The 16672-nt window shown below is 51.0% G+C and carries 12 protein-coding genes; 2 read left to right on the top strand and 10 right to left on the bottom strand.

Annotated features, from left to right (window positions below):
- Nucleotides 1-165 precede the first annotated feature (165 nt).
- From MKX74_RS00595 to MKX74_RS00580, 4 genes are read right to left on the bottom strand one after another with little or no spacing between them, the layout of a single operon-like run.
- Nucleotides 166-1536 (bottom strand): MBL fold metallo-hydrolase, encoded by a 1371-nt coding sequence (locus tag MKX74_RS00595; RefSeq protein WP_341177175.1) that lies wholly within the window; start codon nt 1534-1536, stop codon nt 166-168.
- On the bottom strand, nt 1533-3200 hold the full coding sequence (locus MKX74_RS00590; RefSeq protein ID WP_018888094.1) for an ABC transporter permease: 1668 nt from the start codon (nt 3198-3200) through the stop codon (nt 1533-1535). Before MKX74_RS00590 ends, MKX74_RS00595 begins: the two co-directional genes overlap by 4 nt.
- A 13-nt stretch (nt 3201-3213) precedes the next feature.
- Nucleotides 3214-4272 (bottom strand): ABC transporter substrate-binding protein, encoded by a 1059-nt coding sequence (locus tag MKX74_RS00585; protein WP_341177174.1) that lies wholly within the window; start codon nt 4270-4272, stop codon nt 3214-3216.
- 19 nt (nt 4273-4291) lie between these two features.
- Nucleotides 4292-5275 (bottom strand): ABC transporter ATP-binding protein, encoded by a 984-nt coding sequence (locus MKX74_RS00580; protein WP_341177173.1) that lies wholly within the window; start codon nt 5273-5275, stop codon nt 4292-4294.
- Nucleotides 5276-5458: 183 nt separating this feature from the next.
- Between MKX74_RS00580 and MKX74_RS00575 the strand changes: the two genes are divergently transcribed.
- Nucleotides 5459-6358: a LysR substrate-binding domain-containing protein gene (locus tag MKX74_RS00575; protein ID WP_018888097.1), complete on the top strand. Its 900-nt coding sequence runs from the start codon at nt 5459-5461 to the stop codon at nt 6356-6358.
- Nucleotides 6359-6477: 119 nt separating this feature from the next.
- Here MKX74_RS00575 and MKX74_RS00570 read toward each other — a convergent pair whose 3' ends face one another.
- The 6 genes from MKX74_RS00570 to speE all read right to left on the bottom strand — a co-directional run bounded on the left by MKX74_RS00570 (nt 6478) and on the right by speE (nt 14245).
- The gene (locus MKX74_RS00570; protein ID WP_018888098.1) at nt 6478-7449 is read right to left on the bottom strand and encodes an MBL fold metallo-hydrolase; all 972 of its coding nucleotides are present in this window, start codon (nt 7447-7449) and stop codon (nt 6478-6480) included.
- Nucleotides 7450-7716: 267 nt separating this feature from the next.
- Nucleotides 7717-9396 carry an arginine--tRNA ligase gene (argS, locus tag MKX74_RS00565; RefSeq protein ID WP_018888099.1) on the bottom strand — a complete coding sequence of 560 codons (1680 nt, stop codon included), beginning with the start codon at nt 9394-9396 and terminating at the stop codon, nt 7717-7719.
- On the bottom strand, nt 9396-9818 hold the full coding sequence (locus MKX74_RS00560; RefSeq protein ID WP_018888100.1) for a DUF1934 domain-containing protein: 423 nt from the start codon (nt 9816-9818) through the stop codon (nt 9396-9398). The genes argS and MKX74_RS00560 overlap by 1 nt, the downstream gene beginning before the upstream one ends.
- Before the next feature lie 156 nt (nt 9819-9974).
- On the bottom strand, nt 9975-11672 hold the full coding sequence (locus tag MKX74_RS00555; RefSeq protein WP_341177172.1) for a methyl-accepting chemotaxis protein: 1698 nt from the start codon (nt 11670-11672) through the stop codon (nt 9975-9977).
- Nucleotides 11673-11891: 219 nt separating this feature from the next.
- Nucleotides 11892-13094: a WD40/YVTN/BNR-like repeat-containing protein gene (locus MKX74_RS00550; protein WP_341177171.1), complete on the bottom strand. Its 1203-nt coding sequence runs from the start codon at nt 13092-13094 to the stop codon at nt 11892-11894.
- Between the two features lie 323 nt (nt 13095-13417).
- Nucleotides 13418-14245, bottom strand: coding sequence for a polyamine aminopropyltransferase (gene speE / locus MKX74_RS00545; protein WP_018888103.1), 828 nt, complete (start codon nt 14243-14245; stop codon nt 13418-13420).
- 253 nt (nt 14246-14498) lie between these two features.
- Between speE and MKX74_RS00540 the strand changes: the two genes are divergently transcribed.
- On the top strand, nt 14499-16499 hold the full coding sequence (locus tag MKX74_RS00540) for a transglycosylase domain-containing protein (protein WP_341180495.1): 2001 nt from the start codon (nt 14499-14501) through the stop codon (nt 16497-16499).
- Nucleotides 16500-16672 lie beyond the last annotated feature (173 nt).

Raw genomic sequence — 16672 nt, 5'->3', positions numbered from 1 at the left:
ACGATAGAGCACAACAAAGGGGAGCCAGACCGTTTATTCGGCTTGGACTACCCCTTAAGACCTTTGTTGACCTGAAACTAGCCATTTGACTAGTTTATCTCACCAAGGCTGGTCTCCCGCTGTGTTGTGTGGTCGCCATTCAGCCCCACTCTGCGATCTACCCTGCTACTTTGCTGGACCTGACTCAGATACTGTAGACACTATAGGGACACTCAGTACTTCGGTGCAGCCCAAAGTCATCCCTGGCTTTAGAGAGTATATGCCACTGAACCCGGAGCCCTCCAATTCATCGCGTACAAGATTAGTCTCCTCCCAAGGAGCATGCACCAGCAACGTCTGGTGCGCTGGCATGCTGCGAAGCATGACACGGACATCCTCCAGTCCTTGATGCACCTTGTATGTGATTCGTTTCACATTGAACCCGGAGACTAGCTCTCCCTTCAGCAACCTATTTCCGAATGTATCCTTGTAGGTATGACCCGTTAGCAGCACTGTATGCGTGGATTCCGTGGCTAACTGCTGGTAATACCATTGAGAGCTCACCGACTCCATTGTGCCATCCGCCGTGAAAATGACAGATGGACCTGCGGCGAGCAATTGTACTCTCTCGGCATCACTGGACGGAATATGTAGCAACTTCCTATCCATTGCCGCCACAATTCTTGCTTCGGCCTCTGGACGCAGCCAATCCTTCCACTGTAGCAACTGCCTCAAGCCATTCCAGACCTTGTTCTCAACGATCAGAGGGATGTCAGGAAATTGCTCACCGACCCACACTAGCAGATCCTGTCCCCTTCCAAAAGCCGGAACAGGCATTAGCACATGCCCCCCATTCTGAAAGGTCGCCACCAGTTCCGCACGCAATTGGCTTTGCTTGTCCTCCTGTGTCTCCACATCCATGCCATACGCTGCGTCGACGATCGAAATATCGGGACAACCGCCCTTATTCTGCTGAATAGATAGCGAAGCTTCCTCTGCTACCTGGACCTCTGGTCGATCTGCTGCAATCAGTTCAGATTCAGCATTGTAATCTCCCGAGAAGAAGATTCGCCGGCCCTCCATGACCACGTCATACCATACGGATCCAGCCAAATGACCGGTGCGGCCCCATCTGAACGATACTCCTTCAGTGTGCCTATGCCATTGTCCTGCAGATACAGTCTCTTCAATGTAACGATAAGTAATTGCTTGAATATGCTCCTCTTCGTAGGGGAGCTCACCTTGTCTTGCATGAACGAAGGTAGACCATGAACGGAAATAGGAGTCAAGCTGTTCTGCTGTCGCGCGCGTCGTCCATACTTCTCCTCGATAGCCCAGCTTGTAAAGCAAGGGCAATGCCATGGAGTGGTCTTCATGGGCGTGGGACAGGAATACTGCGGTCAGCTCAGGCACCCGTTCATTGGACAGCAACGGATATTCGCCGGTGCCAACCTTCTTCACACCACAATCCAGCAGGATCTTATGCTCTTCGCCTGTGATCAGGTAGCAGGAACGTCCATGCTCCCCTGCTCCTCCCCAGATTGTCACACTAATCATCGTGCATTCCACTTTCTTGTCGAGCTTACATTCTCGATTAATATCAATATCGCTGTAGTAAGACCCACTGTGACGACAGCCATCGCCATACCAAGGGATACCTGTCCCTGCTCGAACTGCGCGAAGATATAAGTGGCAGAAGTCTGAACAGAAGGCGGCAGGATCAGCAATGAAGCTACCAGCTCACGTGAGGCAATGGTGAACGTCATCATCCAGCCTGCCAGCATCCCCGGTAATATCAGAGGCAACATAATCCGCCGGAAAATATAGAAGGGTGCCCCTCCAAATACCGCGCCTGCCTGAAATAGAGAAGGATCAAGCTGATTCAGTCCTGCCTTGACGTATTGAACTGTATAAGGAACGAACAGCACTACATACGTCAATATTACCATTCCATATGTGTTGTACAGTCGGATCGGCATCCATGGTGAGTTCCACAGCAGAATTAGACCCACGACAATGACAATACCAGGGACCGTGTTAGGCAGTAGACTGAACAAATCCGTCACCCGTGCAACTCTCGTCGCAGAGCGCCCAATAATGAGAGCGAACCAGGTACCCAAGATGACGGCTACCGTAGATGCGGCGAGCGACAACAGCGTGCTGCTAACCAGAGCATTCATGCTCTCAGAACCCCATGTCAGCAATTGCACATAATAATCCAGCGTAAAGTTATCCCAGGCCAATCCCACGCCTCTCAGCTTCATTGTAGATGCCGCAATAATGGAGAAGTAAGGTACGCCTATAGAGAACAACAGCAGCAGCAGTACATACACGTAACAGAGCCACAGTGCCCAGCCTTTTAGACGATATGAGGTACCTCTCGCTCCCTTGCCACCTACCAGTCGATAGGAGTATTTACGGCTGATGAGAGATTGCATGTACCATACGACCAAGCATACGGCCAGCAGGACGGAAGCCAGCGACGTTGCTTTACCAAAATGAATAGGCCAACTAGAGATGTACTTGTGAATCTCTGACGTCATCACCTCATACCCGATCCTTCTTCCGAAGGTAGCAGGGGTGCCGAACTCTGCGATGGTCTTCACGAAGATCAGCATCGCGCCCATGCCGAAGGCAGACAGCAGCAGGGGGACTATGATTCTGCGGAAGCGGTACAGGAAGCCCCCACCATGAACGGCTCCTGCCTCGTCCAGACTTCCTCCGATCTGAATCAGCGCCCCTCTCAGCAGCAAATACAGGAAGGGGAACAAGTGTAGACTCATGATCATCACCATACCCCCAAAGCTGAAGAAGGCAGGAGTGATCCTCGAGGCAGATGGTACGAGCTGCTCCAGATAACCATTCTTTTGCATGAACAGAATCCAGCCCATGGACCCAATATAAGGTGGCGTCATGAACGGAATGAGGAAAATAACATCCAGGAAGCGGTACCTGCCCAAGCTGGTACTCGACATCATCCATGCCAAGGGCAGCGCCAGCACCGTCGTTCCCGCAATTACGCATACACCTAGCCAAATCGAGTCCAGTAACACACCAGACAGCTCCGATTCCAGCATAACGCAGAATGGAGATGATATATCCAGCTCTCCCTCGGGATACACACTCTGAACGAAGATCATACCCAGCGGAACAATAATTAGAAAAGTAAGGACGAGCAGCGCCAATGCTATGCTACACGCCCGTATATAACGACTCGTCATGTATACTCCCGTATTACTTGAATAGCTTCAGGAAGCGATCAGTTACGTCAGCACCGTGCTCAGACATCCAGTTCCAGTCCACTGCAAGCACCGGAATCTCATCGAGATTGGCACGATTCTCAGCGTGAATATCCGTACGCCCTGGTAGCAGATAAGCATCTCCCACCAGCTTCTGTGCTTCATCCGAGAGCAGGTAGTCAATGAATGCCTTGGCTTCATCCACGTGCTGGCTGGATTTCATAATCATCGCTGGTCGTGGGCTGATTACAGTGCCTTCCTTCGGGTAAATAATGTCGATTGGCTCGCCCTTATCCTTGGCCTTATAAGTCATATAATCTACCGCAGACGCAACTACGCCCTTTGCACCAGTAATAACCGGATCAAGCGCCTCCTGGTTCGCTCCAGCGAGCGCAACTCCGTTAGCCTTGTAGTCGTCGAACAACGTCCAGCCTTCCTCGCCCTTCACGCTCAGATAGCCCGTCATGAAGTCCAATGCAGACCCTGACAGCGATGGATCGGGAATGTTCACCTGATCCTTGAACTCGGGCTTGCTGAGATCTGCCCAAGATGTCGGTGGGATCTTGACCTCATTCGTGTTGTACGCAATGCCAAGTGCAGATGCGCTGGTGCTGAAGTAATGACCCTCAGCATCGGACCAGTCCGGGTTCAGCTTGTCTGCGTTCGCAGCTTCTGGATAAGCCATGGTCAAGCCGTCAGCCTTGAGTCCCTGTGCGGATGGCAAGGATGCCAGAATGACGACATCTGCGACTGGATTGGATTTCTCTGCTTCCATTCTGGCCAGAATCTTGCCAGTCGTACCTTGGAACATCTCCACCTTAACACCACTTGCCTGCTCATAGCCTGCAATCAGATTTTTGGCCAGCCCCTCTGGTCCGGCACTGTACACGACCAGCTTCTTCTCTGCTGATACTGGTGCTGCTCCTGCTTCAGCTCCAGATGTCCCTGTCGTCGCCGCAGGGCCCGCCGCTCCACAGCCTGTCACTGCCAACCCAATCATCAAGGCCAGACTGCTCAGCACAGGCCCACGTGTCCATTTCATCTTGCTCTTCATCTCTCCATCTCCCCCTAATTCATGATTGCTTCATATAGTGAATATGTTCTTTGGATACAAAGACATCGCGCTGCTCACCAACAGATAACCTTGTGTGATGGTAGGCCAGCCAGTGCTGCCCTGTATCTGTAGTGAGTCCAATCTCGTATCGGTCCCCCAAATAGCTGACATGTCGTATATTCACCCGATAACGCTCCAACTGCTGAACAGAAGACTGTTGATCCGCCTCCCATAAGATGTGCTCTGGCCGGAACATGATCTCGTTCTCGATCAACCAGTTGGATTTGCCAATGAACCGGGCTACCAGCGCATTTCTAGGACGGTTGTAAATATCCTCCGGGACTCCTGATTGCAGAATCTGCCCGCTGTTCATCACCACGATCTCACTCGACATGGACATGGCCTCCATCTGATCATGCGTGACATATAATGCCGTCAGTCCGAGATCATGTACCAATGACATCATTTCCACCCGCATTTCCTCACGCAATACAGCGTCCAGCGCGCTTAACGGCTCATCGAACAACACCAGTCTTGGACGGATCGCCACTGCCCGGGCAAATGCTACCCGCTGCTGCTGGCCACCCGAGAGCTCGTGAGGATAGCGTTGCTCCATACCCTGAAGCCGTACAGATGCCAATGCCTCCATCACCGTGCTACGTACATCTTTGTGACGTTTGCCTGCCATAAGTCCATAGGCTACATTGTCATACACCGTCATATGCGGCCAGAGGGCGAAATCCTGGAACACCATGCCGAACTGACGCTTGTGCACGGGCACATCCTTGCGCTCCGTAGCTGAGAACAGCGTCTGGTCACCCATGGTTATCCGTCCTGTATCAGGACGTTCCAGACCAGCTATCATCCGCAGTAGCGTTGTTTTGCCACAGCCGGAAGGACCAAGTAACGTAGTGAACCGACGATGGCGTACGACGAGATCCGTCTGATGCAGTGCAGTGGTCTCACCGAATGTCTTGCTAACTCCTTGTATATTCAGATCCATTGCTTACTCCCTGTTATTTCTTATCTGTCATGACTGTTTACAGTGTAATTGTTCAATTTAAGAGCAGTGTCAGCGGAAGGTAAGAGCAAAATTAATAATTTCAATGAATTCTATTAACATTCATAGATTTAATCTATATAGAGGGATCTTCAGATGGGTACCAGCTTGAAAGGAGAGAGTGAATTGCACCTGAATCTACTAAAGCTACATATCGTGGAATTGCTGGATAAGCATCAGAAAATCACCGCAGTTGCCGATTTGCTGGGATTGAAGCAGCCAACGGTGACCTTTCATATGAAAAATCTGGAGAAGGAAATGGGGGTTAAGCTCTTCGATGCACGTATGGGTCGAATCCTGCTCACGGATGCGGGACGTGCCTTACTGCATTATTCGGTCAAAATTAACGCGCTCGCGAACGAAGCGCAGCGGGTGGTCCGTGAATTCGACAGCCTGCAGCGTGGCCACATCTCCATAGGCGCGAGCTATGTATCGGCAACTTACATTCTGCCATCCATTTTGCATCGGTTCTCTCAGGAGTATCCTGGCATTCAGATTTCGTTGTCCGTCAAGACCGCTCCAGTCATTCAAGAGAAGCTGCATCGCCGTGAATTCGATCTTGGTCTCGTCTCCACCGAGCCATTCACTATGAGCTCCCTAACAGCTGAACAGATCTGTAAGGATGAGCTGGTCTTAATCTGTGCCCCGACACATCCACTGGCGAGCACGCAGGAGCTTACCCCGGATATCTTGGCCTCGGCCTCCTTCATTCTCCACGGCAGGGATTCCAACACACGACAGCTAACGGACAAGTGGCTAGCTAATGCAGGCAGATCCCTTACGTCCAGACTGGAGATGGACTCTCTGGAGGCCATTAAACAGACAGTTATGCTGGGAGAGCACGTATCCTTCGTATCCCGTATTGCTGTGGAGGCCGAAGTCGCTAGGGGGCAACTTATCGCTCAGCCGATTCCTGACAACCCTTACGAACGGTACATCTACCTCGTCAGCAACTCAGATCGGCACCGTTCGGCACTCATTCAACATCTAGCCGGGTATATAGCACTCGCATACCAGCCTGTCTAATCTCTATTGGGCCCAAGTAAAGATTCTGACAGGAAGGCTTCCGTTCATACGAAAAATGGGGTTGTCACCCAAGTGAACATCCCCATTTTTCAGAAATTTATAAATATTTAAACGAATACTTATCGTACACCCACAGATTCCGTAATCATGGCATGAATTTTACTCAAATTTGACTTGAAATATGTAGTAAAGTACCAGTCATGATATTCTAGCGGTACATGAATCTCATCAATGCTTTCCTGACGCTGAACGGCTTCGGTCACTATTTCAGTGATACGCATTATGTATCCCTTCACTTCGTAAAGCTCTTGCAAAGAGCATACCTCGCCATGTCCCGGTACGATAGTCTCGACATCCAGCAGTTCGACCTGCCCCAAAATATTAAGCCATTCCTGAGGATTGGCATACATTAGAACCGGGTGATGCTGTGATAGTACCAGGTCCCCCATTACGACAATTTTGTCCTCCGGGATGTACACGATTGCATCGCTTTGCGTGTGACCGCCGCCAAAGGTATGGAGCTGAATGCTACGCTTGCTGCCATGTATGGTCATCTGTTGCTCAAAAGTGACCGTCGGCAGCGAATGTACGAGATTAGGTAGCATCTTCACGAACTCACGGTCGGTAGCATTTTCCCATGCCATTTCCCTTTTCAGCTTTTCATCTGTCTCGTATTGTATTTGCACATCCGATTCATCAATAGCCTGATTGAGCTTCTCCATGTTTTTCAGATGTTGAGCCAATCTGTCTCTCGCAAACGTATCCATAATCTCTCGAGTAATGGATGTTGAGATGATTTGGGCCGTAGGGATGAACACTTGATTTCCAGAAGTATGGTCACTATGCCAATGCGTGTTGACTACGTAGGACACAGGGTTTCCCGTAAGGTGCTCTGCAGCTGCCTTCAAATCCTCTGCAGCCTGTATTGTCGAGAAGGTATCCACCACAACAGTTGTATCGCCTAAATCAATGATTGCTGCATTCCCCAAAGAACCTGTACCAGGAATTGCAATTGCTGCTACTACACTATCCGCTACGCGATTCAGTCGAAAATGTCTGGATCCCCTAAATGATTCAATCCTATTGTTCATAGTCACCTCTCCCATCAATATGGGAATAGATTATAAGCCAGAAGAATGTGGTCGACAATGATTTTTTTTCCAAAGAATCCTGGTGGAGAGCACCCAAATGGGCTGAAACCGCGGCTACTGCACCTTATAAAGAAAATAGGCCACCCCCTAGGATGGCCCTTTCTTTGAGTCTCAGCACACTTCGCATTACAATCCGTCCTGCAACAAAACTAGCTCTGAGACCATTTTATTTAAATTGTAATCACTTAAGAGGTACGGTTGAACAAGCTACATCCGTTCTGGCGCGCTCACGCCTACCAGCTTCAGTACGTTCGCAATGACAACACGTACTGCAGACAGCAACGCCAGACGAGCCTGGGTCTGCTCTACATTGTCAGTGATGACACGCTCGGCCTTGTAATAGCTGTGGAACATGGATGCCAGGTCATATACATAGCGGATGACACGATGCGGTGCGTAGTTGGCTGCTGCTACAGATATTTCCTCAGGCAGCTCACCCAGCTTGCGAATCAGATCATACTCGCGCTCGGTATTCAGCTCGGTCAGTGCAATCTCAGAGAGTGGGCGCAATGTAATACCCTGCTCCTCTGCTTGACGCTGCACACTGCATACACGAGCATGTGCATATTGTACATAGAATACCGGATTCTCGTTGGACGTGGAGATCGCGAGATCCATATCGAAATCCAGATGCGAGTCCATACTGCGCATGGTGAAGAAATAACGGATGGCATCCACGCCCACTTCATCCATCAGATCCTCCATCGTTACCGCTTTGCCCGTACGTTTAGACATCTTGACCTTCTCGCCGTTCTGGAAGAGACTGACCATCTGCGCAATGAGGACTTTAAGCTTGTCTGGATCATTACCCAGTGCCTCCATAGCCGCCTTCATCCGTGGAATGTAACCATGATGGTCTGCTCCCCAGATGTTAATGATCGTATCGTAGCCGCGGGCATACTTATCCCGATGATAAGCAATGTCCGGTGTCAGATAGGTGTAAGTCCCATCATTCTTGATCAATACACGGTTCTTGTCATCACCGTATTTGGTGGTGTTCAACCAGGTTGCGCCTTCCTCCTCGTAGATCTCGTTGCGATCACGAAGCTCATTCAGCACCTTCAATACTTCACCATTCTCATACAGTGAGGTCTCGCTGAACCAGGAATCGAATGGCACACGGAAGCGCTCCAGATCACGCTTGATCTTGCCAAGCTCCTTCTCAAGACCATAATCGCGGAAGAAGCCTGCACGGTCACCAGGGCTCATCGACAGCAGCGAATCCCCCTTCTCAGCCACGAGCTCCTTGGCGAAGCCAATAATATCCTCACCGTGGTATCCGTCCTCAGGCATCTCGGCATCCTGCCCCAGCTCCTGAAGGTAACGTGCCTCGATGGAGCGGCTCATGTTATAGATCTGATTACCGGCATCGTTGATATAGTACTCACGGGTTACCTTATAGCCTGCAAAATCCAGCACATTACAGAGTGCATCTCCTACAGCCGCACCACGCGCGTGACCGAGATGAAGACTTCCCGTCGGATTCGCGCTTACGAATTCCATTTGTACCTTCTTGCCAGCTCCATCCTCTACCCGTCCATATTGCGCCTGCTGTTCCAACACACGCTGAATTACAGGATACAAATAGCTCTTGTCCAGTCGAAAATTAATGAAGCCCGGGCCTGCAATCTCCGCTGTCTCGATGGATGCAGACTTCCGATCCAAATGCTCAATGATCTGCTCAGCAATCTGACGTGGATTGCGCTTGGCAATACGGGTCAACTGCATAGCCACATTCGTAGCGAGGTCACCATGCGCTTTATCCTTCGGGACCTCCAGTGTAATCGCCGGAATCTCTTCCTGGCTCACAATACCAGCTGCCAGTACCGCAGCTTCGATGGCTTCCACCACCTGCTGGTGAATTCGTTCAAGGGGATTGCTCGTCATTATTCCTGTTCCTCCTGTATATGCAAACTGATAGCGAACGCTCCGGACAAATCCTCATACACATATAAATCATAGTCCCATTCCACATGCGCAGTCAGACCTTCACGCTGAATGGTTAACCTGCTAGTATCCGTGGACATGGAAAAATTAGTGTAAGGAGAACGATAAAAACCGGGCAGTCGTTTTCCTTCTTCGAAGGACTGCTCGGATTGCACCTCACCGTGTCGAATCAGCTTCAGTTCAGCTTGTCCTATTTTAATCGTGACATTGGTTGTTCCGCCCAGCGGACTTTCCTGCGGTTCCTCATACCTTATGTACAGCGTGCTGCCGCGAAGGATGGCCTCAGCTGGAATGTCCTGCACCACATCTTCACCTTGGTGGCGACTGTGCAGACGGACTCTTACCTGTGTGAATTGCGGCATGGCTTTGACTCCCTGCATATCTGTCCTATTGTACTACTATATCCAGTTCACCCAAGCAATTCAATTGGGATTTAGCAGCACATTTCTATGTTATCACAAAAGACCGGAAAATTTCATACTGCAAGAGTAGAAATCTCCGGTCCTTATTCTTCATTTCTAATATACTTTGAATCGCTCGATTAATTGCTGTAGCTTGCCCGACAATTCGGACAGCAGCGCTGCGGAGGCATCTACCTCCTGCATCGCCGCAAGCTGCTGCTGAGATGCAGCGGACATGCTCTGTGCTCCGTCCACTGTCGTATCCGCTACTTCAACCAATTCGTTCATAGACTGCACGAGATGGTCCGAGCGCAGCAATAAATGGTCCGCCGCCCCTGCTACCTCTGCAATAGCCGTCTCTGTCTGACGTGCAGACTGCTCGATGGCGACAAAAGCCTCTCCGGCGCTGCGCACCAGCTCCGTACCGTGGGCAACCTCCCCGGAGGTCGTCTGCATCATCTCGGAGGCCAGCTGCATCTGTTGCACGACGACTGATACAATATCCGCAATCTGCTTCACAGAAGCCGTGGATCGCTCTGACAGCTGACGGACGGACTGTGCAATGACACCAAAGCTCCTCCCATGCTCTCCAGCATGCTGGGCTTCAATGGTTGCATTGAGCGCCAGCAAATGGGTCTCGCCTGCAATACCGGTGATAACGCCCAAAATACCGTTAATCTGTGTAGAGAAGCCTGTTAAGCTCTGAATAATTGAAGATAGCTCACTGATTCGACGATCCATGGCGTTCATCTGCTGATTGCTGAGCGCCACGGACTGTCCTCCTGCGAGAGCAAAGGAGGATGATTCGCGAGCAATACGTGCAGCCTCATGAGCATGCTCAGTCATGCGAGATAAGTGGGTAGCCATGTCTTGTATCGTTGCAGATCCGGACTCAAGGCTCTGTAGCTGTCTCTCTGCGCCATCAGACATCTCTTGAATAATCATGACGGCTTGCTCACTGGCTTTGCTGGTCTCCTCAGAGCTGGCTGACAGCTCCTGTGCTGATGAGCCCACCTGCAAGGAGGCATCGTTCACCTTCGTTATCATGTCCCGTAGCTGCGCCACCATCGTCTCCACGCTACGTGCGAGCCTTCCTACCTCATCCTTGCTCGTCCATGGGAGCGGCTTGATCGTCAGATCTCCCGCCGTCACCCGATCCACCTCCGCTGTTAACAGCGTAATCGGCCTCATCATCCAATGGACCAGAAGATAGATCAACAGAGCTGTCACCAGTAGCACCCCAGCTCCAATCATTAGCGGCGTAGACAGGGTATCCCAGGTACGCTCGTTCAGGATGGAGGCATCGAAGTTGATCACCATCACAGCAATAATGTCCTGACTGGAGTCATTATTTTTATAAATAGGCCCATAGCCAGACATCAGTTCCACACCATCATAGGTGAATACGTCCGAGTACATGGAATGCTTCTGTTCCTTAATCATCTGCTGCGCCACTGGATCAAAATAAAAGCTATCTCCTGACTGATACCCACGCGCCTTCACATTCTGATCGGCGGCTAGAATCTTACCGTCCAGCGAGAGCAGAAAGACCTCCTTGAAGAGAGATTTATGCTCCACGGTCCAATTCAATCGCTGCTCCATACTTGCCAGACCTGCGTTATTACCTTGCAGCAGCTGCTCGACATCGCTGGGATTAACCAGCCCTGTCGTAATATTGGCACAGCCGACCAATTCAACGCCAGCCGACGTCTTCACCTGCTCATAAGCAGTCCGGTAGCTGAATATCCCCAGAATCATGCCCATGACCAACAGCAGAGCAATCAGGCTATACGTAATTTTAGATGCTAAGCCCATAACTCACTTCCCATTCCCATATGAAATTGTACGCGAAAGCCGTTAAGGCCCTCGGGCTGTACTCATTATAGGGAGGGAGCGATGTTTTCACATGTGATCTAGATCATAAGAATTGGCAAATATAATGCTATTTTCGGAGTAGACGATGAATTTAGCGAAGATTTTACAATTCCTCCGCTCCACACCTTGCAGCAACCTCGGCCAAACCTCATATGGATATCAAAGGGATGGTAACCTCAGCAGCTGGCTCCAATGCTTACCGCTATCCTGTGTAGCATACACTGCTGGTGTCGAAGAGCCGATCACTGCCATATACCCTGTCTTGCTGTCTGTAAATGATATTCTCGCACCATAACCTTCTACTACAGGAGTGTTGTTGGTCCAATGAACACCGGCATCAGTAGTGTAGCCTACGGCCACTTTGCCGCCTGCCGGAGAGCCACCAGCCAGAAATGCAGTCTGACTCCCGATCAGCTCCATATTACCTGGATGTCCTCCAGGGTTAGCAGGACCTTCGTGCACCTTGGATACCTGTCCACCTGGTGCCGGGCCTCCGCCTGCTGTCGCCTGATTCAGCACCTGTCGCCATTGCTTACCCCCATCCTTGCTGCCATACAGCGCGTAAGACACCTGTGACATACCAGAGTCGCCATACAGCAAGGCATAGACCTGTTTATCCTTCACATACAGATCACCTTGAACGGGGTCCTTGAAGGGAACCTCCAATACGAGACTCCAGCTAGTGCCTCCATTCACTGTCTTCATCACCGCATATCCTTTTCCCGGACGAACGACGGTTGCCCATCCATCCTGTGCACTAGCAAAGGTCGCTCCACGCGTGTTGGCTGGCACCTTGACCTTGCTCCAGCTGTCACCACCGTCCTTGGTCACATAAGCACCTGACGATGTATAGCCGAACCCCGTGCTCTTGTTCAGCAGCTGAATGCGGATGAACGGAGCTGGCGTATTCAGGCGCTTCCAATGCGATCCACCATCTTCTGTTCTTAGTAAGTACATCGTCGGCTGCTCGCCTACAGTGGCCAGAGCCCAGCCTTGCACATTATTGGGGAAGTCGATCTGCGCGAAATTCCACTGACCTGTATAAATAGCCTGCCAATGACAGCCTGCATCCGATGTCCCTATTAAAAAACCACTGCCCGCTACGCGGCCCGTCTTCGTATTCAGAAAATCAATATCCGTCAGGACCAGCTGCTCTCTCGGATGGCCTGTGCCCTCCTGCTTCAGCTTGCTTAACAATTCCTGATCTCCACTCATGCATGCTCCGGTTGCCGCTGTAGCATTCACTGTTCCTGCTGGCATACTCGCCACCGTCAGCAGTCCCATAAGCATTATGATTCCTATTCGCCGATATAGGGTGCTCCATGACAATCTGGCTGACTGACTTGATTTCATTCGTTTCATGATGAACACCTCCTGAATGGCTTGTCTCACACCTCACATTTTATAGGTCAAGGTATACATATACAAGTTACGATATATACATATCCGGCTAAAAAAATGACACCAGTATGCCCCATATCCGCATGAAAAACCGCCTTCGCCTGCAGACCACCAGGGAAGACGGCTACTATGGCCATACCTCGCTATATTCAGCTAACCTCATAATTCCAATCTACTACCACATTCCAGTAGAGCGTGGGCTGTCATACTGCTGGGGACTGTCCTTGGATAAAGACTTGAATGCATCCAGTAGCTTAGCTACAAGCAGTCATAGCTGCAGCAGTCTACTTCGTCAAATCTTCTACGAACTTAGGCAATACGAATGCTGCTTTATGCAGGCGTGGACTGTAGTATTTCGTGTCCATCTCCGGAATCCGTGACTCATCCACCTCTAGCGGATCGTATTTCTTACTGCCCAACGTGAACGTCCACAGCCCACTTGGATAGGTTGGAATATTGGCACTATAGACGCGAACAATCGGGAAAATCTCTTTGACGTCCTTGTTTACCTTCTGGATGAGGTCCGCCTTGAACCACGGGTTATCGGTCTGAGCGACGAAGATGCCATCCTCCTTGAGCGCCTCATAGATCCCTTGATAGAAGCCCCGCTCGAACAACGGCGCAGCCGGACCGACAGGCTCGGTAGAATCGACCATGATGACATCATATTCATTTTTGTGCTCCAAAATATGCATATATCCGTCGTTCACCAGCACTTCTACGTTCGGCTCATCCAGCTTTCCTGCAATCTCCGGCAAATATTTCTTGGAGTATTCGATCACCTTGCCATCAATCTCAACCAACACAGCCTTCTCTACCTCGGGATGCTTGATCACCTCACGAATTACACCACCATCTCCCCCGCCGACAACCAGTACGCTCTTGGGGCTCGGGTGCGTGTGAAGCGCCGGATGGGCCACCATTTCATGATATACAAATTCATCCTTTACCGTCGTCATAACCATGCCATCCAGCACGAGCATGTTGCCGAATTCCTCCGTCTCGATCATGGCCAGCTCCTGATATTCCGTCTGTTCTGTTACATAGGTCTGTGTGATCTTGGCTGTAATTCCGAAGGTTGGTGTCTGCTTCTCCGTGTACCACAATTCCATCGTATATCCCTTCTTTCCGTTAACATAGTGTTGGTCTTCCTATCATCACCTTGGCTTCCATGGTGCATACATCCAGAACCATCCCACAACTCTTCTTGCATCTTCACTACTAACCGCCTGTCCCAAGCACATGAATAGACCGATGCAGATTGCACATACTGAGTATAAAACCATGGAAGAAGGTGGAAGCGTGAGTCGCGCCGATGGCAGGCCCAAATCACGCCTGCGTGCTTTTATACTGCTCCTCAAGACCATGTGGGTTACGGGCGTGTTGTGCGTATTACTAACCGCAGTAGCCGCATTGTACCTATATACGACCAGCCTGCCTCTGGCAGATACGGACCGCAACTCCAGAATGCTAGATAGCAGCGGACAAGTGATCGCCACCTTCTCAGCCGGCGGAAAAGACAGCATCCCTGTAGCACTGGAGAACATTGCACAGCCCGTCATTGATGCAACTATTGCTGTGGAGGACCGAAAGTTCTTCGAGCACTTCGGCTTTGATATTAAGGGCCTTACCCGTGCCGTACTCGTAAATCTGCAAGAGATGAACATGTCACAAGGGGCGAGTACCCTGACACAGCAGTTGGCCAGGAACCTCTATCTTAGTCATGAGAAGACCTGGACACGGAAGGCCAAGGAAGCCGTATATACAGCTCAGCTTGAGATGAAATACAGCAAGCAGCAGATTCTGGAGATGTATTTGAATCAGATCTACTACGGTCATGGGGCCTACGGCATTGAAGCAGCTGCCCAGATGTACTTCGGGAAGACTGCCCGTGAGCTCAATCTGGCGGAAAGCACTCTACTAGCCGGGATTCCCAAAGGCCCTACCTATTATTCACCCTATAATCACATGAAGAATGCAAAAAACCGGCAAAAAGTTGTGCTACAGGCCATGGTGGACACTGGCAAAATTAGCCCCGCCGAGGCATCTGCGGCCTATGAACAGCTGCTGCCGCTGAAGGCGCCAAGCGAACGAACCACGGTGGAGGCCGCGCCATATTTTCGGGATTACGTCCGCAATGTTGTTCTGAACGAGCTGGGAATTAGCAAAGCACTGCTGGAGCATGGGGGACTCAGCATTTATACGACACTCGATATGGGGATGCAGGAAGCTGCAGAACAGGCTGTAGCCAAAGGATTGCAGGGTACCGAGGAGCTGCAGACAGCCCTTCTCTCGATTGATCCTCGTACAGGTCACGTCAAGGCCATGGTCGGCGGACGTAACTATAGAGTCAACCAGTATAATCACGCGTTGACTGCGACCCGGCAGCCAGGCTCGTCGTTCAAGCCGATCATGTACCTGACCGCCATTGATTCGGGGCAATTGACCAGCTCCTCCAAATTCGAGAGCAGGCCTACTTTGTTCCGATACGACGATGACCGCAAGACCTATCAGCCCCGCAATTTCGGGGATAAATATTGGGGAGATATCGATATGCGGCGAGCCATTGCGGCCTCCGACAATATTTACGCGGTCAACACGATCATGCAGCTCGGAGCAGAATCCGTCATCGAGATGGCACGTAAGCTGGGTGTCACCACTGAGCTGGAGGCAGTACCTTCTCTCGCTCTGGGTGCTTCCCCCGTCAGTCCGTTCGAGATGGCATCGGCCTTCGCTGTCATGGCTGGAGGAGGCCAGAAGCGCCCTACTATCGCGGTGCTCCGAATCACGGATGCAACCGGACGCATCCTTTATGAAGCCCCCCAACCTGTTGGTGTCCAGGTCGTGAAGCCCGCCGCCGCCTATGTGCTGACCCGCTTGATGGAGGGCGTCTTCGAAGAGGGCGGAACAGGCAACCGTGTTGCGAAGACGATGAAACGCCCTGTAGCCGGGAAAAGCGGCACGACGCATACCGATGCCTGGATGGTCGGGTATACACCAGAGCTCGCTACAGCGGTCTGGGTCGGCTACGATAAGAACCGTGCAATCAGTACGACGGATGGCAGAAGGGCGGCTCCGATCTTCGCGGAGTATACTGAGCAAGCTCTGGCGAATGTGCCACCCAAGATTTTTCCGATTCCGGATGGAGTCGTGAGCGTCTATGTTGATCCTGACTCAGGCAAGCTGGCTTCAGCCCAGTGCCCGAACAAGCAATTGGAGGTGTTCGTCAGCGGCACCGAGCCTAAGGAGACATGTGACGGACATGGTGGAGGGCCACTTGTGCCAGAGCCAGCTGGAACCACAGAGATTAGACACGAAGAGAAGCGCTCCTGGTGGTCTGACTTCAAGCGCTGGTGGATGGATTAAGTCGATGGTAAAAGAGAGCTTCACCCTGGCTGCGGCCAGAGTGAAGCTCTTGTTATGTCGTATCCATCGTTAGCTATACATTCGATGACTATACATTTAATAACCACACATTCGATGACCGTACATTGGTAACCATACTTGGGTAACAACCATACATAAGATTGCTATACAAC

This window comes from Paenibacillus sp. FSL K6-1230, from assembly GCF_038002385.1.
GTDB classification, from domain to species: Bacteria; Bacillota; Bacilli; order Paenibacillales; family Paenibacillaceae; genus Paenibacillus; species Paenibacillus massiliensis.
Note: the sequence above shows the minus strand (reverse complement) of the source record. Positions and strands in the feature narration are given on the sequence as shown.